At 47.2% G+C, this 19,968-nt stretch carries 14 protein-coding genes, 1 other RNA gene and 1 riboswitch; of the genes, 14 read left to right on the plus strand and 1 reads right to left on the minus strand.

Translation table 11 applies throughout. The annotated features are described in order from the left end of the window. Positions 1 to 22: 22 nt before the first annotated feature. A riboswitch (TPP riboswitch) is annotated at positions 23 to 129 on the minus strand. A 64-nt stretch (positions 130 to 193) separates the two neighbouring features. Continuing rightward, positions 194 to 847: a protein-L-isoaspartate O-methyltransferase family protein gene (locus ATY38_RS04965; protein ID WP_062558331.1), complete on the plus strand. Its 654-nt coding sequence runs from the start codon at positions 194 to 196 to the stop codon at positions 845 to 847. Positions 848 to 935: 88 nt separating this feature from the next. Then, a complete protein-coding gene (locus ATY38_RS04970) occupies positions 936 to 2,291 on the plus strand; it encodes a TolC family outer membrane protein (protein ID WP_062558332.1) in 1,356 nt (451 codons plus the stop codon). Positions 2,292 to 2,341: 50 nt separating this feature from the next. Here the strand turns inward: ATY38_RS04970 and ATY38_RS04975 are convergent, their stop codons facing one another. Beyond that, complete coding sequence (locus ATY38_RS04975; protein WP_062558333.1) at positions 2,342 to 5,752, minus strand: mechanosensitive ion channel domain-containing protein; 3,411 nt, start codon at positions 5,750 to 5,752, stop codon at positions 2,342 to 2,344. Between the two features lie 250 nt (positions 5,753 to 6,002). Here ATY38_RS04975 and rnpB point away from each other — a divergent pair. The 12 genes from rnpB (at position 6,003) to ATY38_RS16920 (ending at position 19,939) form a co-directional block, all read left to right on the plus strand. After that, positions 6,003 to 6,305: RNase P RNA component class A (gene rnpB / locus ATY38_RS04980), an RNA gene on the plus strand. Between the two features lie 91 nt (positions 6,306 to 6,396). Next, positions 6,397 to 7,785, plus strand: a complete 1,389-nt coding sequence (gene pcnB, locus ATY38_RS04985) for a polynucleotide adenylyltransferase PcnB (RefSeq protein ID WP_062558334.1) — start codon at positions 6,397 to 6,399, stop codon at positions 7,783 to 7,785. A gap of 18 nt (positions 7,786 to 7,803) precedes the next feature. Further along, complete coding sequence (folK, locus tag ATY38_RS04990) at positions 7,804 to 8,289, plus strand: 2-amino-4-hydroxy-6-hydroxymethyldihydropteridine diphosphokinase (protein WP_062558335.1); 486 nt, start codon at positions 7,804 to 7,806, stop codon at positions 8,287 to 8,289. Between the two features lie 54 nt (positions 8,290 to 8,343). Continuing rightward, complete coding sequence (gene panB / locus ATY38_RS04995; RefSeq protein ID WP_062558336.1) at positions 8,344 to 9,135, plus strand: 3-methyl-2-oxobutanoate hydroxymethyltransferase; 792 nt, start codon at positions 8,344 to 8,346, stop codon at positions 9,133 to 9,135. A gap of 14 nt (positions 9,136 to 9,149) precedes the next feature. After that, a complete protein-coding gene (panC, locus tag ATY38_RS05000; RefSeq protein WP_062558337.1) occupies positions 9,150 to 9,974 on the plus strand; it encodes a pantoate--beta-alanine ligase in 825 nt (274 codons plus the stop codon). A 26-nt stretch (positions 9,975 to 10,000) separates the two neighbouring features. Further along, complete coding sequence (gene dnaA, locus ATY38_RS05005; protein ID WP_082633000.1) at positions 10,001 to 11,425, plus strand: chromosomal replication initiator protein DnaA; 1,425 nt, start codon at positions 10,001 to 10,003, stop codon at positions 11,423 to 11,425. 189 nt (positions 11,426 to 11,614) lie between these two features. Further along, the gene (gene dnaN / locus ATY38_RS05010) at positions 11,615 to 12,730 is read left to right on the plus strand and encodes a DNA polymerase III subunit beta (protein WP_062558338.1); all 1,116 of its coding nucleotides are present in this window, start codon (positions 11,615 to 11,617) and stop codon (positions 12,728 to 12,730) included. 72 nt (positions 12,731 to 12,802) lie between these two features. Further along, a complete protein-coding gene (gene gyrB / locus ATY38_RS05015; RefSeq protein WP_062558339.1) occupies positions 12,803 to 15,223 on the plus strand; it encodes a DNA topoisomerase (ATP-hydrolyzing) subunit B in 2,421 nt (806 codons plus the stop codon). A 66-nt stretch (positions 15,224 to 15,289) separates the two neighbouring features. Then, positions 15,290 to 16,264: an endonuclease/exonuclease/phosphatase family protein gene (locus ATY38_RS05020; RefSeq protein ID WP_062558340.1), complete on the plus strand. Its 975-nt coding sequence runs from the start codon at positions 15,290 to 15,292 to the stop codon at positions 16,262 to 16,264. A gap of 181 nt (positions 16,265 to 16,445) precedes the next feature. Next, positions 16,446 to 16,874 (plus strand): IS200/IS605 family transposase, encoded by a 429-nt coding sequence (gene tnpA / locus ATY38_RS05025; RefSeq protein WP_062558341.1) that lies wholly within the window; start codon positions 16,446 to 16,448, stop codon positions 16,872 to 16,874. Positions 16,875 to 17,036: 162 nt separating this feature from the next. After that, positions 17,037 to 17,402 carry a DEAD/DEAH box helicase family protein gene (locus tag ATY38_RS17030; protein WP_418006992.1) on the plus strand — a complete coding sequence of 122 codons (366 nt, stop codon included), beginning with the start codon at positions 17,037 to 17,039 and terminating at the stop codon, positions 17,400 to 17,402. Beyond that, positions 17,390 to 19,939: a helicase-related protein gene (locus ATY38_RS16920; RefSeq protein WP_418006993.1), complete on the plus strand. Its 2,550-nt coding sequence runs from the start codon at positions 17,390 to 17,392 to the stop codon at positions 19,937 to 19,939. Before ATY38_RS17030 ends, ATY38_RS16920 begins: the two co-directional genes overlap by 13 nt. Positions 19,940 to 19,968 lie beyond the last annotated feature (29 nt).

Genomic DNA, 19,968 nt, shown 5'->3' on the forward strand with positions numbered 1-19,968 from the left:
TTAGAAATGCCATAAAGAGCGAGGGAATCAATCCCAGCTTCCCTACGGCGGCATTATCCGCGTCAGGTATTAAGGGACTTTCTCACCAGATTATCAGACAATTCTGAAAACGGACCCCTAGCTGATGCTGTGAAGCTAATGGAAATGTGAAATAATTGCAAGTCTAAAGTTAATTTAACAATATGGAATAGAAATGGATCTTGAGCAAACGCGATTTAATATGGTGGTACAGCAAATTCGCACGTGGTATGTCCTGGATGATACTGTGCTTGATTTGTTGTACAAAATAAAACGTGAAGAATTCGTGCCTGCGGAAAATCTTGCGATGGCTTTTGTCGATATGGAAATTCCCCTGGGTTTTGGACAAGTTATGCTGACGCCAAAAATGGAAGCGCGCATATTGCAGGAACTGCACATCCGGAAAACTGACAAAATCCTCGAAGTCGGCAGCGGCAGCGGTTATATGACAGCACTTCTGGCTGACAAAGGCGCGCATGTCTACAGTGTCGAAATCATCCCGGAACTAAAAGCAATGGCGGAAAAAAACCTCAAAGCGCACGGGATTACCAACGTCACCCTGGAACAGGGCAATGCGGCACGCGGCTGGCCCCAGCATGAACCCTACGATGTCATCGTACTGACTGCATCCACGCCGGTTTTACCCGATGCATTTAAAAACAGTTTGAATCCGGGTGGGCGGTTATTTGCGATTGTCGGCGAAGACCCGGTTATGGAGGCTTTATTGATCACTTGCGTGGTACCCGGCGAATTTACCACTACTACGCTGTTTGAAACCAGTACGGTTCCGTTTATCAATGCGCAGCAACCATCAAGGTTTACCTTTTGAGTATCGAAGCAATTACGTTTGTCATCAAACAAAGCGATCCGCTCATTGCCGAATCTTCATCAACTCCGGACTTATATCGGAACCATCCATGAAATTCCTGCAATTGATTTTTGCTACCTTGATAGGCGCCTTATCGCTCTCTATTTCCACGCTGCAGGCTGCCGATCTGATGAGTATTTATCAAGAGGCTTTGGCGCAAGACTCGCAATACCGGTCAGCGCGGGCAGCCTATCAGGCGACGCAGGAAAAATTGGTACAAGGCAGAGCCGGATTTTTACCCACCATCACGCTAACAGGGTCACGCACCGTTCAAGAGGTGAACGCAGGCAGCTTAATTAGTTCCGCAACGAACAGCAACATCGATCCCGCGCCAGTCACGATTCAATCCCGTGGCGTAACGATAACCGCAACGCAGCCGCTGTTCCGGATGGAAAATATAATGATCTATCAGCAGTCAAAAACCGAAATCAGCAGAGCCGATGCGCAATTTATCGTGGCCGGGCAAGATTTGATTTTGCGTGTCGCCCAAGCGTATTTTGATGTGTTGGATGCGCAAATCGATGTCGAGGTCGCCGAAGCGCAAAAAACAGCGATCCTAAAACAACTCGAACAAGCCAAGCGCAATTTTGAAGTCGGCGTATCCACTATCGTGGATACCAACGAGGCACAGGCACGTCATGATCTCACTGCATCACAGGAAATTGCTGCACGTAATGCACTGGAAATTCGCAAACGCACGTTACAAGGGATCATTGACCGTTTCCCTGACAATCTTATGAGTGCGAAAGAGATTGCGTCGGACCTGGACAAATTAACGTACGCCGTTATGGATGAATGGGTTCATGCCGCCGAAGAAAAAAACTTTGCATTAAAAATTCAGCAAGCGGCGTATGAAATTGCCAGCCAGGAAGTGAAGAGAATCTGGTCGCAACATTACCCGACCGTGGATCTGGTTGCGCAATACAGTGATCAAACGGGTGTCGGTGGCGCGATTACCGGTCGTGGCATCGATCTAATCTCTAAATCCATCGGCGTTCAGCTTAATGTTCCTTTATTTCAGGGGTTTTCTGTGCAATCCCGTGTGCGGGAAGCACTTGCGAACCAAAATCGGGCATTGCATGATCTGGAAACCATCCGGCGCAATATCACTTTACAAACCCGTCAGCAATTTTTAAATGTAACCAATGGCATTGCGCAGGTTAAAGCGCTCAAGCAAGCATTGATCTCCAGCCAAAGTCAATTGGATTCCACCATGCTTGGGCAAGAAGTCGGCGTCAGAACCGAGGTCGATGTACTTAACGCACAGCAACAACTTTATTCTGCCAAGCGCGACCTGGCCAAAGCCTATCACGGTTATCTGATGTCAAGACTACGCCTGAGCGCAGAGGCCGGTGAACTGGATGAGGATACGCTCATACGAATTAACGCAATGCTCACCAAGTAATTGGCCACCTTTCAAAAAATAGTGATCAGTGGTTTTTCCTAAGCAAACCTTCACAAAGATCGATCTGTCTTCGCTTCTTCACTCTTAATAGCAGGCGCTGGGCTCCGGATCAATTCAGAGGGTAGATCCCGCACATGCAGGTCGAGCTGAGGAAAGGCAATATCAATATTGTGTTCAGCAAATAATGTAATAATTCGCGCGTTGAGTGTATCCTGAACTTCCTGCCTGTGACTTAAAAGGTTAACAAAAATACGCAGCTCAAAATCAAGAGAACTTGCACCAAAAGCAAGAAAACAGCATGTCGGTTCTGGCTCTGTCAGCACCCGTTCATCTTCTCTGGCAGCTTGCATTAGCAATTCACGAACTTTATTAGTATCACTCCCGTAAGCAACACCCACCTTAATGACCACACGCGTGATCGAATCGGTCAATGTCCAATTGATCAGTTGACCGGTGATAAAAGTCTTATTGGGAATTACGATTTCCTTATTATCCGCATCAAGAACTGTGGTCGCCCGGGTGCGAATACGGGTAACTCTGCCGGTAAAACCATCGACCGTGATCACATCGCCAACCCGAAAAGGTCTCTCGAACAACAAAATGATACCGGACACAAAATTGGCAAAAATTTCCTGCAAACCAAAGCCGAGTCCAACCGTCAAGGCCGCAGCCATCCACTGCAATTGCGACCAGCGCATCCCCAGGAAACCTAGTCCTATTATGGTGCCGCCTATCACAATAGTGTAGCGCAACACGCTGGTAATGGCATAACGTGAAGCGGCATCAATACGAATATGCGACAACAGGCTAATTTCGATCAACCCCGGCAGATTTCTGGCTCCAATAATCGTCATAACCAGAACAAAAATACCTAGCACTACCGCAATCAATGTGATTGATTGCTGGATCGTAGCACCGTCAGCACCCACCTCGCTGACATGCCAAAGCGCAATCTCATCCAGACGGGTTATCGCGGGCAGGATGCCAGCCCATACCCAGATCAAGCCCAGTATGAGCAGCGTTAAGCGAATGGCGCGCAGCAGGCGGCGCGTCTGGGTATTGACCTGTTCCAAAGTAATATTTTCTTCCGGTTCCGGTATGGTCTCTCCGGACTCTTCAGCAACTTGGGCGGCTGCCAAGCGGCGCTCATCAAATCGATGCAAGGCCAGACGCCGCTCCCCGAGCAAAAACCAGCGCGCCAGAAGTCCCACTCCAATGGCAACCATCACAATCACACTAAAGCTTGCTATCAGTGACTGCAATATCATACCTGCAGTATAAACGTAACCGGTCAACGCTAAAATTGCAACCGTCAGCAATGATATAGGAAGCAGCACCCGCAATAGCTTGCGCAAAGTTGATGGTTCGCTGGTTACTCCGCGAATGACCCAAAGCCGCCCTACATCCAATAAGCGCCAAAGTACCCAAGCAAGCACCACGCAGCTCAGCAAAATGGCCAGGCGCGCTTGCACATCGATCGCCAGGTCAAGCTTACGAATAAATGCCAACGAACCGATGAAGTATAACGGTAGCACCACAATAGCCATTCCCGGAAGCGACTGACGCAATGCCTCGCGGCGTTGCTTGGTCCAGCGGAAATGCGCATGACCAAGACCTTGTTCCCTGCTGATCCAATAAAGTAGTTGTACAATCAGCAACGGCAGCGCCATCAACATGCAAGCCTGCCCCATGGAATGGCTAAAACGCCCAGGATTACCAATGCCTTGTAGCAATTGTCCTAACAAAATCAGCATCACCGGACCAGGTAAAACGGCCAGCAAGGTCCACCCCAACGTTTTAAGCGTAGCAGAATAGCTGTCCTGGCGAATCCGACTGGTATCCGCTGCCAAAGCTTCGATACGCTCTGGTGCGCGGCGCCGGAGGAGCAGCAAAATCAATACCAGCAGTAAGCTACCAATCCACGGAAGCGGCTGTTGATAAAAGCTGCGCAGGCTTAGCTCCATCGTGGTGATGAAACGCGACGGTTTAATCAGGTCATACAATCCTTCGGGTAAGCGTTGCAGCCAATCGCTATCGATAACGCCATGACTGGGAATCCACAGTAAATAGCGCTCCAGCATCTGCTGCAACTCCTGAACATTGTGAATTTGCTCCTGCAGCGCTTGCTCACTTTTTTCCAAAGCCGAAATACGCCGCTGCAGCAAAGGTTCCAACAATGCCAACAGTTCGGTACGTTTACGCAACAAAGGAAACAATAAATTCTGTGCGACTTCATCAACGCGGACATCATCATCCGCTCCCGCGGGTGTCTCTATCAACGCGCCTGCAGCATTATCGATATCCAACAGGCTGCGCTGCTGCTCACTTAGCATTACTCGCTCCAGCCGCAGATCGGCCAGATCATTACGGATTCTTTCCAAGTGCATTTTAAGCCGAGTCAAAGATTCCAGCTGCCGTCGTTCACCCCATAACCAGCGTCCAACACGTTCGCTGGTGCCACCGACATCAAGCCGGATACGCGTATCGCTTAAAGTTACTGTAATGCGTTCACGCGCTTGCTCGATCCGGGCCAAAGCAGCGCGATCCCGAGCCAATTGCTCGTTTTGCTGGAGAAGTTCCTCACCCATTTTACGATTCACTGTAGCCGCTTCCACCGCTACAGTGTTGCCACCTTCCAGCTCCTCTTCACGTTTGATCAATTGTCCAATCAGTGATTCCAGTTCATATCGGCCACGACTGGTAATACGTTGCTGCAGATGCTTTATCCGCTCTTCATGCAAATCCAGCCGATAACGCAGTTCGCGTAGTGACAGCTCATGCAAACGCTGACGCTGCGTGGCGGTATCCTGCTCGGCAAGGCGCAATTCCAGCGTGCCTTGTAACCGCCGCTGTTCACTAAGACGATGCAGGCGCCGGGCTTCAAACAACGCTGCGGGCTCATCTTTTTGAGCAACGATAGAAACGGATAATTCTTCGATGCGACGGCGCAATGTGGCGATTTCATCGGCCGCTTGAGCCGGGCGTGATAATATCAAGGCCAGATCAGTACCCGCTGCATTGATCTGCGCATGCAAATCGGTAATGATAGTGCGTTCCTGCTCCAGAATCTGTTCCAGAGTTTCTCCATCCGCATCAGCCGGAATACGTTTGGACCATTCGAGCAGCTCCTGCTCATGATTTGTTGCCAATGCTTTGTTCAGACGCTCCATCCGTACAGGCTGATCTGCCGTCTCAGCCTGTAATGTAGCCAGGCGTTCTTTCAATATCTCAGCTTCCTGCTCGTCCGCTTTGGCTGTATCAAGATGATTAATGGCGGCTTGCCGTTGCGTTTCTTCCATCTTGCTGCGATCGACGGCTATACGTGCAGTATCGATGGCTTTAATAGCCGATGACTGTGTTTTTGCGTAAGCGCTGCTAGAAAATAAAAATAGTAGTGCTGGCGTGCTACACAGGAGAAGAAAAAGAAACCATGTTAAACGGGACAGGAATTTCAATAGCATAGATATAATTAGTAATGATAAAAGATGCGTGATCTTCGGAAAAAGGAACTAATCCGACTGAACATGGAAACATGCTTTACAGTAAATATCAAATCAACCAAAAACGATTGCAACAGGTTTACTTTTAAAATACCTCATTTCTAATTCGAATGAAAAATTTATAATTCAGTCAGTTCAAAGGCAAGCGTAAAAGTCATGAGACCAATTATTTCTCCAACCGATCATTTTTGCAAATGATAGAATAGCCGACGAAGCTGGTCAGACAGTCGCCGCCTGGTGTTCTTCTTGAACACACAGGGGGAGGAAAGTCCGGGCTCCACAGAGCAGGATGACGGCTAACAACCGTCCACCGTGAGGTGAGGAACAGGGCCACAGAGACGAGCGTATTCAGTTACGGTGAAACGCGGTAACCTCCATCCGGAGCAAGACCAAATAGGCAGGCAATGATGCGGCTCGCGGAGCCTGCGGGTAGGTTGCTTGAGTGCGCAGGTAACTGTGCAACTAGAGGAATGACTGTCCACGACAGAACCCGGCTTATCGGCCAGCTTCATCAATTTTTACAAACTCGTTATGATCACGCATATCATGCAAAGCGGTTGTTCGTTAAATCAACAAATAAGCCTCGAATACTTTCAATTATCGCAATGATCCGCAAACTTCTCCGCAAGGTATTTAATCGCAAAACGTCTACCCCCGAATCGCTGACAAAGCTGAGTATTATTACTAGCAAACACCATGGAATCCGGTCTAATCAAATTACCTCTTGCGCATTAAAAATTGCCCTCAATTTACAGCAAGCCGGATTTTCCGCTTATCTGGTCGGAGGCGCAGTCCGCGATTTGTTATTGGGATTGGTGCCGAAAGATTTCGATGTTGCAACCAATGCAACGCCCGAAGAAGTTCACAAAATTTTTCGCCGCTCGCGCATTATCGGGCGACGCTTTCGCTTGGTACATGTAATGTGTGGCGCGGAAACTGTGGAGGTATCGACTTTTCGAGGACCCTCACCGGATGAGGATGAAAATCCTGCGTCTAAGAAATCGATCGACCAGCATGGTCGCTTGTTACATGACAATGTTTTTGGTAGCCAGGAAGAAGACGCAATGCGCCGTGATTTTACGGTCAACGCGTTGTTTTATGATCCCGTCAAAGAAGAAATTCTGGATTACCTGAATGGCTACGAAGATATCAAGGCCAAAAGAATGCGCATTATCGGGGATCCGGTACAACGCTTCCGCGAGGACCCGATACGCCTGTTACGGGCGGTGCGTTTAGCTATAAAACTGGATATGCAAATTGATGCGGAAACCGCCAAGCCGATCGGCGATCTGGCGCCTTTACTGCAAAATGTCCCGCCGTCCCGCTTATTTGATGAAATGCTGAAATTGCTATTGTCCGGACACGCTTTAGCTTGTGTCGTTGAATTGCGCATGCGCGGCTTACATCACGGGCTATTACCCATGCTTGATGTAATCCTGGAACAACCCTTGGGCGAGCGTTTTATCACTATCGCACTGAAAAATACTGATGAACGGATCAGGCAAAATAAACCCGTCTCGCCCGGATTCCTTTTCGCCATATTGTTATGGCATGAAGTACTATCATACTGGAATTCGCTCCAAGCATCCGGAGAAAAGCCACTACCCGCTTTGTTTGAAGCAATGAACCATATTCTTTCGCTACAACATAAAAAATTGGCGATTCCACGCCGCTTTGATGCAGTAATACAGGAAATATGGGCAATGCAACCGCGATTCGAGGCACGTGTCGGACGTAAGCCTTTCCGTTTGCTTACCCATCCACGGTTCCGCGCTGCTTACGATTTTATGCTGCTACGTTGCGAAAGCGGTGAACTCAGTACCGAATTCGGCGAGTGGTGGAAAGCATTTTTATCCGCAGACAATGCCGAACGTGAAAAAATGTTGCCCAAACAAACAACCCTCAAAAAGGGGAGAAAAAAACGCAGCCGCAAAAAATCATCCTCCAGCTCTGCTCATACCCCCGAAAACACCATAGACAACTCAGATACTTAAACTATAAATATTATATCAATGAAAAAAGGACTGGTTTTTATTGCTCTGGGAAGTAATCTGGAAACTCCGATTTCTCAAATACAACGTGCTTTTAATGAATTGGGACAACTTCCTGGCACACAACTCATAAAACACTCGTCGTTGTACCGAAGTGCGCCGGTCGGACGGCTGGACCAACCCGATTTCATCAATGCTGTAGCACAGATCAAGACCGACCTTGCACCGTTGGATTTACTGTCTGCGTTGCTCGCTATCGAACACAAACAAGGGCGCGTGCGTGAATTGTTGAATGCACCACGCACCCTGGATCTCGATATACTGCTGTATGATGCATTGCAATGCAATGATGCCGGATTGATCATACCGCATCCGCGTATGATCCACCGCGCATTTGTATTACAACCTCTGATAGAAATCGCCCCGGATTGTCAGATCCCCGGATACGGCCCCATTGCACCCTTACTCGCCGCATGTAAGGATCAGGAACTATTAAAAATCAACTAATAAAACATCATGATCTGAAATAGATTTTTCCATGAAATACCACTACATAAAAGTATGAGAACCTCACTCACTACCCTGCAAAAAATGGTTGAGAGCAATGAGAAGATCGCCATTCTCACTTGCTACGATGCAACTTTCGCACGCATTCTGGAAAACTCAGGCATAGATGCATTACTAGTGGGTGATTCATTGGGAAATGTTTTGCAAGGCGAAAACACGACGTTATCCGTCACGCTCGATGACATGATTTATCACACACGTAGCGTCGCACGAGGCACCGACAAGGTGCTCATTATCACCGACATGCCTTTCGGCAGCTATCAAGCTTCGCCCGAGCTCGCTTTTAAGAATGCCTGCAAAATTATCGCCGCAGGAGCGCAGATGGTAAAAATTGAGGGTGGTCACATCATGGCTGATACCGTTCAGTTCCTAACCCGACGCGGTATACCCGTCTGCGCGCATATTGGCTTAACTCCGCAATACATCCATCATCTGGGTGGGTATAAATTACAGGGTAATTCGGAGAAATCCGCCAAGCTATTATTGGATGAGGCAAAAATTCTCGAAAGATCGGGCGCAGGCATGCTGGTCATGGAACTCATACCCGCCAAACTGGCTGAAAAAATCACGCAAACACTTTCCATTCCTACCATTGGTATTGGCGCCGGCAATAGTTGTTCCGGACAAGTCCTGGTAATGCACGATATGTTAGGGCTATCCCAAGGGAAAAAGCCACGTTTCATCAAAGATTTTATGGTGGAAGCCAAAAGTATCCCGGCAGCGGTGGAAAATTATGTCCTTGCTGTCAAAGCTGGGCGGTTTCCCAGTTCCGAACATCAATTTTAACTCATACGTACTGCGTGAAAATAATCACCGACATCTCCGAATTGCATAAAAACCTTTGCCGAGAACAAAGTATTGCTTTTGTTCCAACGATGGGAAATTTACATGCAGGACATCTTGCTCTGATTGATCAAGCTAATCAATTAGCAGATTGTGTTGTTGTCAGTATTTTCGTCAATCGGTTGCAATTTCTTCCCCATGAAGATTTTAATCGATATCCTCGAACATTCGAAGAAGATTGCAGGGCGCTGTCGCTACAAAATGTCAAGATAGTTTTTGCGCCCAATGAAAAAATTCTTTTCCCAACACCACAAGAATTCTTGTTAGCATTACCATCTGTAGCAGATATCCTGGAAGGAAAGTTTCGACCAGGGTTTTTCCGTGGTGTTGCAACGATCGTATTGAAATTATTCAATATTATTCAACCTGAGTTCGCTGTTTTCGGCAAAAAGGATTATCAGCAGTTGCATATAGTGCGTAAAATGGTACAACAATTAAATTTACCCGTTGAAATTATTGCGAGTGAAACTGTTCGAGCGGCGGATGGCTTGGCACTGAGTTCACGCAATCAATATTTGAATGAAGTGCAACGTGCTGAAGCTAGCAGACTTTACCAAACGCTTTTGCGGATCAAAAAAGAAATTAGTTCCGGTAATAAAAATTTTCAGACATTGCAGCAAAATGCTGTCGACACCCTGAAACAACACGGCTGGAGGGTTGATTACATCAGCATCCATAGTCGCAATACGCTTTCATTTGCTCAGGCTTCCGATCAAGATTTGGTCGTTTTAGGCGCAGCCTGGCTGGATAACACGCGATTGATCGATAACCTAGAAATCTAACATCTGGTTTTTGTAACGGACATGGCATGATGACTGCTTTTCCAAACGAAGCAAATAAAGAACAAAAAATGATGCAATCATTGAGTACTTTTTGGTTATCCTGTCTGGATCATTTTCAAAAAGAACTCAATGCACAACAATTCAACACCTGGATCAAGCCATTGGAGATTGATCTTGCACTTAATGGTGATAACAAAGTTGTATTGATCGCACCTAATCGTTTTGTATCGCAATGGGTAGCAGACAACTTCATTATGCATATCGAAAGTATGGCAAAAACCTACTTTGACAAAAATATCCAGTTTCATTTAAAGCTTGCTGATCAAACAGACACTAAAAACAATGCATTGAATCAAATGCCACAATCCGCGCTTAGTCCCCTTGAAGTGAAGCCGGAGCCTAAAACTGTTTATCAGCCTACAAAAAAAAATCTCAATGGATTAAACCCTAACTTCACTTTTAATAACTTTATAACCGGAAAAGCCAATCAATTAGCCCGAGCTGGCGCCATTCAAGTGGCTGAATCACCGGGGGTTGCCTACAACCCGCTATTTATCTATGGTGGCATTGGTCTTGGAAAAACGCATTTGATTCAAGCGATTGGAAATTATGTGCACGACAACAACAAAAGTGCAAAAATTCGTTATGTCCATGCGGAAAAATACGTCTCCGATGTTGTCAGCGCTTATCAACACAAAGCATTTGACAAGTTCAAGCTTTACTACCATTCATTGGATCTGCTACTGGTTGACGACGTACAATTTTTTGGCGGAAAAGACCGTACACAGGAAGAGTTTTTTTACGCGTTTAACGCACTCATTGAAACACACAAACAAGTCATCATTACCTGCGACACTTATCCCAAAGAAATTACCGGCTTGGAAGAACGCTTGGTTTCACGCTTTGGCTGGGGATTAACCGTAGCGGTAGAACCTCCTGAACTGGAGATGCGCGTCGCGATTCTTTTGAAAAAAGCTGAAATGGAAAAAATCCGGCTGGATGAAAATGTCGCTTTTTTTATTGCCAAACATATCCGTTCAAATGTACGCGAGCTGGAAGGCGCGTTAAAACGAGTGCTGGCTTTCTCACGCTTTGTCAACCAAGACATAACACTTGACTTGGCGAAAGAAGCATTAAAGGATTTGCTTGCGGTACAAAGTCGTCAAATTTCAATTGAAAACATTCAGAAAACCGTCGCGGACTACTATAAAATCAAAGTTTCTGAAATGTATTCAAAAAAACGCTCACGGATAGTTGCAAGGCCCAGGCAAATGGCAATGGCCATTGCCAAAGAGCTGACTTCCCTTAGCCTACCGGACATTGGTGAAGCTTTTGGCGGAAGAGACCATACTACCGTATTACATGGCTACCGCAAGATTAACGAATTACGTGTTTCCGATCCCCTGGTAAGCCGGGATTTTAACGCTTTGATACTCATTTTAAGAGGTTGATAACTGTTTAACACATTGTGGATAACTGTTGATTTTAAAAATCCGTTATTTTTATCCACAATTTATCCAATGCCTATACCCGGATCATACCAACAAAAAAATTATTGTATCTTATTGAAATTAAGATAAAGATATAAACTATACAGAAGTATTAAAGACATTATCTAATTACTACTATTTTCATAATCAATGCTTTTAATTAAAACAAACCGAGATATCCTGTTAAAACCTCTACAAACTGTAACCGGAATTGTAGAGCGCCGACAAACGTTACCCATCCTATCAAATGTTCTGATCAGACAAAATCAAGAAAAGACCTCTTTTTTAACCACTGATCTGGAGATACAAATTAAAACGGAAGCTGCTGAAAACCTTTCACTTCAAAAAGATTTCGCTTTCACAGTTTCCGCTAAAAAACTTCAGGATATTTTACGTTCACTGCCATCCGATATCGAGATAACTTTAACGCGGAAAGACGATCATTTGCTGGTCAAATCCCATAAAAGCGCATTTAATCTGCAAATTCTTCCAGCGGAAGATTTTCCTGAAGTCACTGAAGAGTCGGAATCTGATAATGCTGTTACACTTAAGCAAAAAGAATTCAAGGATCTTTTGCATCTTGTTCAATTTGCGGTAGCTCAGCAGGATATCCGCTATTATTTGAACGGACTCTTGTTATTGATTGATGGCAAACAACTGATCAGCGTAGGTACGGATGGTCATCGTCTTGCTTATGTATCAACCGGTTTGGATAAGGCACAGAAAAAACAAGAAGTGATCCTGCCACGTAAGGCCGTGTTTGAGCTATCTAAACTACTACATGATAGTGAAGACCCGATAAAAATAGAATATTTCCAAAATAAAGTCCGGTTTTCTTTCTCGGATATAACGCTGATATCGAAAATCATCGACGGGAAGTTTCCCGACTACAATCGGGTTATTCCGACGAGAAACAATAAATTGTTTGAAATTAATCGGCTTGTTTTTCTGCAAGCCTTGCAGCGTGTTTCCATTCTATCCAACCAAAGCGATAAATTTCGCGGTGTACGTCTAATCGTCAATAAAGATAATCTGCGCATTATCTGCAAGAACAACGAGCAGGAAGAGGCTGAAGAAGAACTGGAAATCAATTATCAGGATGATCCAGTGGATATCAGCCTGAACATTACCTATTTAATGGATTTATTAAACAATGTTACGAGTGAAACCGTGCAATGCGCGTTTGAAAATGCTAACAGCAGTGTTCTGATGACGGTGCCTGGAAATGAAATATTCAAATACATTGTAATGCCTATGAGGATTTAATCATAACCGCTCCAACCTTAACCGCGACCGTTAAATCGTTTCCACAACTTTCTCCATAAAGTACCTAGACTAATGAGTGATCAAAATCCCCAAGTACCCAAAGAAAATCCAGCCAATTACGATTCTGAAAGCATCAAAATACTCAAAGGTCTGGATGCCGTACGTAAACGGCCTGGCATGTATATTGGCGATACCAGCGATGGTACAGGTTTGCACCACATGGTATTCGAAGTTGTCGATAACGCCATTGACGAAGCACTAGCCGGCCATTGCGATGAAATAACCGTTACTATCCATCCGGATAATTCGGTCAGCGTGCTGGACAACGGTCGAGGCATTCCCACCGGGATCAAACAGGACGATGAAATGAAACGCTCAGCGGCGGAAATCGTCATGACGGAATTACACGCCGGGGGAAAGTTCGACGACAATTCATACAAAGTTTCCGGTGGTTTACATGGTGTTGGCGTATCAGTAGTCAATGCATTATCAGAATGGTTGAAACTCACGATCAGGCGTGATAGCAAGACGCACCAGATAGAATTTCGTATGGGTGTCCCAGTCAAACCATTGGAAATTACAGGAGAAAGTGAAAGGCACGGTACGGAAGTACATTTTCTTGCCAGTAAGGAAATTTTCGGCAACATTGAATATCATTATGATATTTTCGCCAAACGTTTGCGTGAACTTTCGTTTCTCAATAACGGAGTAAAAATTCATCTGATCGATCAACGTACTGGTAAGGATGAAAAATTCGCCTTTACCGGCGGTATTAGAAACTTTGTTGAATACATCAATCGCAGTAAGACGGTGCTGCACCCGAGTATTTTCTACTCAACGGGTGTAAAGGACAATATTGCCGTCGAGGTATCGATGCAATGGAATGACAGTTACACCGAGCAAGTACTGTGCTTTACCAACAATATTCCGCAAAAAGACGGTGGTACTCACTTGACGGGCTTGCGCGCTGCAATGACACGTACACTTAACAATTACATTGAAAAAAATGAGCTGGCCAAAAAAGCCAAGGTTGAAACTTCCGGTGATGATATGCGTGAAGGCTTGTCGTGCGTATTATCGGTGAAGCTGTTTGAACCCAAATTTTCGTCGCAAACCAAAGAAAAATTGGTATCTTCGGAAGTGCGCCCCGTAGTGGAAGAAGTCGTAACGCAAAAGCTGTCTGAGTACTTGCTTGAAAATCCACTGGATGCCAAAACCATTTGCAATAAAATTATTGATTCCGCCCGAGCCCGCGAAGCTGCCCGTAAGGCGCGTGAACTGACACGCCGCAAAGGTGTGCTCGATAGTATGGGATTACCAGGAAAACTGGCTGATTGCCAGGAAAAAAATCCGGCATTGTGCGAACTCTATTTGGTCGAGGGTGATTCCGCCGGTGGTTCCGCCAAACAGGGGCGCGATCGTAAATTCCAGGCGATCATGCCACTCAAGGGGAAAATCCTGAATGTCGAAAAAGCGCGTTTTGACAAGCTGATTTCGTCGCAGGAGATCATTTCTTTGATCACCGCGTTGGGAACCGGTTTCGGTAAGGATGAATACAACCCGGATAAGCTGCGTTATCACCGTATTATCATCATGACTGACGCAGACGTGGATGGTTCGCATATCCGCACTTTGCTGTTAACCTTCTTTTACCGGCAAATGCCCGAACTGATCGAGCGCGGTCATATTTATATCGCGCAACCGCCTTTGTATAAAATCAAACACGGTAAAAAAGAACGCTACGTCAAGGATGATCATGAATTAAAACAACATCTGCTCAGCCTCGCGTTAACCGATGCCGAGCTGTATATCGGGGAAGAAAGGCCCTCCTTGAGCGGTGAAACACTGGAAAAAATTGCCAACGAATACATTTTGGCGGAGGCGGTTATCGAGCGCATGAGTCAGATGATCGATAGTAACGTAATGTACGCGTTGTTGCGCCAGCCGGACGTCGACTTGCACAACGAACAAGCGGCGATTGATAGCGCGACCCGTCTGGCCGCACGTATCAAGGATGTGGAAATCGTTGCGGAATACGATGACGTGCACGAGCGTTATCGATTGAAAATCATGCGCATGTCGCATGGTAATGTGCTGACCAGCTACCTGGATAATGATTTTGTAGAGAGTGGCGACTATGTGCAGATCCAGAAAACTGCACAGGTATTTGAAGGTTTGCTGGGTCAAGGTGCTTACATTCGACGCGGTGAACGCAAGCAGGCTATTAACGAATTCAAACATGCGCTCGAATGGTTGTTGGAAGAAGCGAAAAAAGGTCTGAACGTACAACGCTACAAAGGCCTGGGGGAAATGAATCCAAGTCAATTGTGGGAAACTACGATGGATCCGGAAAACCGCCGCCTGCTACGCGCGCAGATCGAAGACAGTATTCTGACCGACGAAATCTTCACCACGCTAATGGGCGATGTGGTCGAACCACGGCGGGCATTCATCGAGAAGAATGCACTACGGGCGACAAATATTGATATTTAGATCGGACTCTAGATTAATGAGTGAGCAGGAATCCTGTTTACAAAAGTTTTATCAAGAGGTTAATTTATGAGAAGCCTATTTTTTATCGCTATTTTTAGTATTTTTCTATTATCCGGTTGTGCTAAAAGCGGTAATAATGGTGAAGAACCACGGGTTCAATGTGATGATGTGGCCAGTCGTGGTTACCTTAACGTTCTATCCGTCAATCTTCTGTTCAAAGAAATTGAAACGCGCGAGCAGCGTCTGAAAGCTGTTGCCGAGTTTGCGGAGAAAACACCGGTGGATGTTATTCTACTCCAAGAGGTGGTTGGAGGCGCATTGGTTCATACTGAAAATAGCGCGGAAGATTTGCAAAAGGAACTTCATAGCCGCAAGCGTGATTATGATTTGTACACGGCTTTTGAAATCGGATTGCCAGGCGTGATAGGCGTGGCTAATGCGATATTGAGTCGTTGCGAAATTGATTTCAGAACCACCAAGCGTTTGCCACATGCGACGGAATTGAATTTTCGCGGACATGATATCAAACTGCCAAGAAATGTGATGATGACACGCATCAATATTCCTCATTCCAGTAAGTTGAATATTTACAATACCCATCTTTGTGCCGCATGTACAGCGGATCAATTGGATGCTCAATTAGATGTTATGTTGCCGTTCATTAGTGAATTGGAGGCATCCTTTCCGAGTGGTAATTTTACAATTCTTGGCGGTGATTTCAATATCGACCGCTTCCGGAAGGACCCCTTTGTGGAGCGTCCTTTCTACGACAGAATTGTCAGTGCGGGCTTTATCGATGCTTATGCGCAGAATAGATCGCTGGATAATTTATGCGCCAACCCTGGGCAAGCTGATGCGCATTGTACCGTCGGGGTCTCAACATTGGATGCAGGGGGATCTGCCAGGCGCATTGATTACATTTTTATGAATCCGGAAAAGAGTTTACGTGAGAGTCGGGTGGTATTTAACACCCTTGTTGATCCCGGTCAGACCAGTGTATCGGATCATGCCGGTGTATTTGTTTCAGTGACGTTACCATAATAGAAGAATTGATGATTTGGCTGTGATTTTGAACATTAGCTTGCGATTTTCCGTGATTTTGCCATGAGGTTATAATTAATACCAGGTAAACCCCCGACTTTTTCGGGGGACTCCCCAAGGTTTGACCGTTACGGCAGTCGTCGTAACGTTCTCGTCTCAACCACGAGACTATGAGTCAAAGATGAAGGAGTACCGAAGTTTGAGCGATACGCGCTGGGATTGTAAATATCATGTGGTATTTATTCCGAAGCGGCGAAAGAAACTGCTATTTGGCAAGGTCAGGAAGCATATAGGGGAAGTGTTGCGCGATCTGGCAAATCAGAAGGAAAGCGCGATTGTGGAAGGCCATTTGATGCTGGATCACATTCACATGTGTATAAGTATTCCATCCAAGAACTCGGTGTCGCATGTAGTAGGTTTTATCAAAGGTAAAAGTGCGATAGCAATTGCGCGTCAATTGGGCAGAGGAAGGAATTTAACGGGAGAAAGTTTTTGGGCTCGTGGGTATTTCGTATCAACGGTAGGTCTGGATGAAGAGATGGTCAGAGCATATATCCGAGATCAGGAAAAGGAAGATGAACGTTATGATCAGTTGAAACTGGGTATGTAGGTGCCGTTTTAGCGGCTCGCAAACAGCCCCTTTGAGGGGCTCCAGCGATAAGCCTCCGGCTATGCCGGAGGTAATTTAACTGGTTGCTGATTACACAAGGCTTTTGCAAAAACCCTTATCAAAAGTTAACGAAATCAGCGATTGACTTACGCTTGAACCCAAATGCAAAGAGAGCCGCTGTTGATTAAGCAACCGCTATTAACACCGTATCAAAGTCTATACTTTGCCTGGCTGCTGACCCGTCGCGCAGCAGGCGGCTCAGTCGAATCGCTGGCTTCAACGCTGGTCGATTCGCAAGTCGATCTCAATCCCCACCAAGTTGATGCAGCACTCTTCGCATGCCGTAATCCCCTTTCACGTGGCGTGATCCTGGCGGATGAGGTTGGTCTGGGTAAGACCATTGAAGCCGGGCTGGTCATTTCGCAGCGCTGGGCCGAGCGCCGCCGCCGTATTTTAATCATCGTTCCGCCAATTTGCGCAAGCAATGGCATCAGGAATTACAAGATAAATTCAGTTTGCAAAGTCTGATCCTCGAGACGAAAAGCTATAACGCAATCCGCAAGCAGACGAGTCAAAACCCGTTCGAGAGTCAACTCGGCCCGGTGATATGCTCCTATCAGTTTGCAAAAGCTAAAGCGAACGATATCAAGAATATTCAATGGAATCTGGTTGTACTCGACGAAGCCCACCGCATGCGCAACGTCTACAAAACCAGCAATGTCATTGCCAAAACGCTGAAGGAAGCGCTGGCGCACGTCCATTCCAAGGCACTGCTGACAGCAACCCCGCTTCAGAACTCCTTGCTGGAGCTCTATGGCCTCGTCAGCATGATTGATGATCGTGTTTTTGGCGATCTCGACAGCTTTCGCGCCCAATTTACTGCCTCAGGTAAAAATCAAAACTTCGCCAATTTGCGTGATCGCCTGGCTCCGGTTTGCAAGCGTACTTTGCGTAAGGAAGTGCAGCCCTATGTTTCATACACCGCCCGTAAAGCCATCGTCGAGGAATTCACGCCATCCTTTGAAGAGCGGGAATTATCCGGGCTTGTTGCGGACTACCTGCGGCGTCCAAACCTTAAGGCGCTGCCCGATGGGCAGCGGCAACTGATCTCCCTGGTGTTGTGGAAACTGCTGGCGTCGTCCACGTACGCGATAGCCGGTGCGCTGGATACTATGGCAAATCGTCTTCAAGGCGTGCTGGATGATGCAGCCAATCTTCCCGATCTGGCCGAGGAGCTGGATGAAGACTATGAATCATTGGATGAAACCGCCGACGAATGGAACGATCAAGCCCTTGATGCATCATCGTCTGCACGTAACGAACACGATGCCATTTCCAATGAAATTGCAGATCTGCGGCATTTCAAGACACTGGCGGCCAATATCCGTGACAACGCCAAAGGCATGGCCCTGCTGACCGCACTGGATCGTGCTTTCGCTGAACTGGAGCGCCTCGGCGCGGCCAAAAAGGCGATCATTTTTACCGAATCGAAGCGGACGCAGGAATATCTGCTGTCCCTTTTGGAAAATACCTCGTACGGTGAAGGGATCGTCTTGTTCAACGGCACCAACAGCGATGCACGCGCACAAACCATCTACAAGGAATGGCTGAAGCAGCACGAAGGCACCGACCGTATTACCGGTTCCAAGACCGCTGATACCCGCGCGGGTCTGGTCGAGTACTTCAAGGAGCGCGGCACGGTGATGATCGCCACCGAGGCCGGGGCCGAAGGCATTAACCTCCAGTTCTGCTCGCTGGTCATCAACTACGACCTGCCGTGGAATCCGCAGCGTATTGAACAGCGCATCGGGCGCTGTCATCGCTACGGGCAAAAGTTCGACGTGGTGGTGGTGAATTTCGTTGACCGCAGCAATGAAGCGGATGCGCGGGTGTACGAACTGCTGGCGCAGAAATTCCAGCTTTTCGAGGGCGTATTCGGCGCCAGCGACGAAGTATTAGGCGCGATTGGTTCCGGGGTGGATTTCGAGCGGCGTATCGCCGAAATTTATCGGAACTGCCGGGAACATGGGGAAATCAAGGCCAGTTTTGAACAGTTGCAACTTGACCTTTCCGGTGAGATCAGCGAGGCAATGGTCAAGACCCGCCAAATCTTGCTGGAAAACTTCGATGAGGAAGTTCAGGATAAACTGCGCGTGCGCGCCGAGGACAGCCGCGCCGCGCGTAGCAAATACGAGCGCATGCTGATGGACTTGACCCGGACGGAACTGAATGGCTACGCCGCGTTCGACGATGACGGGTTCGTGCTTGGTAATCCACCAGCTGGAATTGAAAACAGCGGCCTCGCGGGAATCGAGCCTGGGCGCTACGAGCTGCCCCGCCGTTCCGGTGACGCTCATCTGTACCGGATCGGACACCCGCTGGCTGAATGGGTAATCAGCCAAGCGAAGACCCGTAATCTACCCGCCGCGCGGCTGGTGTTCGACTACGAAGCCTATGGCAGGAAGCAAAGCACGCTGGAACCATACCGTGGCAAAACGGGCTGGCTGATACTGAAGTTGATTTCCGTCGAAGCGCTGGGCAACCAGGAACAGCACTTGGTGGTTGCGGCCTGTACAGCAGATGGTATTGCACTGGCAGAAGACGATCCGGAAAAGCTGCTGCGCCTGCCCGCAACCGTACAGGATGCCGGCTTGTTCAACGATGGTGAAATGACTCTACAGGCCGACATGGAAGCCCGTCAGACCGCGCTGCTGCGCGACATCAATCAACGAAACCTCGGCTACTTCGAGCAGGAAGTCCAGAAGCTCGATGCCTGGGCGGACGATCTGAAACTGGGGCTGGAACAGGAAATCAAGGAAATCGACCGCGAGATCAAGGAAGTGCGCCGCACCGCGGCCTCCTCACCAGTGCTGGAAGAGAAGCTGTCATGGCAGAAGCGCCAACGTGAACTGGAAAGCAAGCGCAGCTCGCTGCGCCGTGAGCTGTTCGCCCGGCAGGACGAAATCGAAGCCCAGCATAACGCGCTCATCGATCAATTGGAAATACAACTTCAACAGCAGGTCGAAGAGCGCACGTTGTTTACCGTCGAATGGGAGTTGATATGAAATTTGAAGAATTTTGGGTCAAACTTATG

This window comes from Nitrosomonas ureae, assembly GCF_001455205.1.
Classification (GTDB): Bacteria; Pseudomonadota; Gammaproteobacteria; order Burkholderiales; family Nitrosomonadaceae; genus Nitrosomonas; species Nitrosomonas ureae.

Excerpts from the sequence above, each read along its gene's own strand:
- ATY38_RS04965 (WP_062558331.1), top strand. The coding sequence starts at position 194 with ATGGATCTTGAGCAAACGCGATTTAATATGGTGGTACAGCAAATTCGC.
- ATY38_RS04970 (WP_062558332.1), top strand. The coding sequence starts at position 936 with ATGAAATTCCTGCAATTGATTTTTGCTACCTTGATAGGCGCCTTATCG.
- ATY38_RS04975 (WP_062558333.1), bottom strand. The coding sequence starts at position 5,752 with ATGCTATTGAAATTCCTGTCCCGTTTAACATGGTTTCTTTTTCTTCTC.
- pcnB (WP_062558334.1), top strand. The coding sequence starts at position 6,397 with ATGATCCGCAAACTTCTCCGCAAGGTATTTAATCGCAAAACGTCTACC.
- folK (WP_062558335.1), top strand. The coding sequence starts at position 7,804 with ATGAAAAAAGGACTGGTTTTTATTGCTCTGGGAAGTAATCTGGAAACT.
- panB (WP_062558336.1), top strand. The coding sequence starts at position 8,344 with ATGAGAACCTCACTCACTACCCTGCAAAAAATGGTTGAGAGCAATGAG.
- dnaA (WP_082633000.1), top strand. The coding sequence starts at position 10,001 with ATGATGACTGCTTTTCCAAACGAAGCAAATAAAGAACAAAAAATGATG.
- dnaN (WP_062558338.1), top strand. The coding sequence starts at position 11,615 with ATGCTTTTAATTAAAACAAACCGAGATATCCTGTTAAAACCTCTACAA.
- gyrB (WP_062558339.1), top strand. The coding sequence starts at position 12,803 with ATGAGTGATCAAAATCCCCAAGTACCCAAAGAAAATCCAGCCAATTAC.
- ATY38_RS05020 (WP_062558340.1), top strand. The coding sequence starts at position 15,290 with ATGAGAAGCCTATTTTTTATCGCTATTTTTAGTATTTTTCTATTATCC.
- tnpA (WP_062558341.1), top strand. The coding sequence starts at position 16,446 with ATGAAGGAGTACCGAAGTTTGAGCGATACGCGCTGGGATTGTAAATAT.
- ATY38_RS17030 (WP_418006992.1), top strand. The coding sequence starts at position 17,037 with ATGCAAAGAGAGCCGCTGTTGATTAAGCAACCGCTATTAACACCGTAT.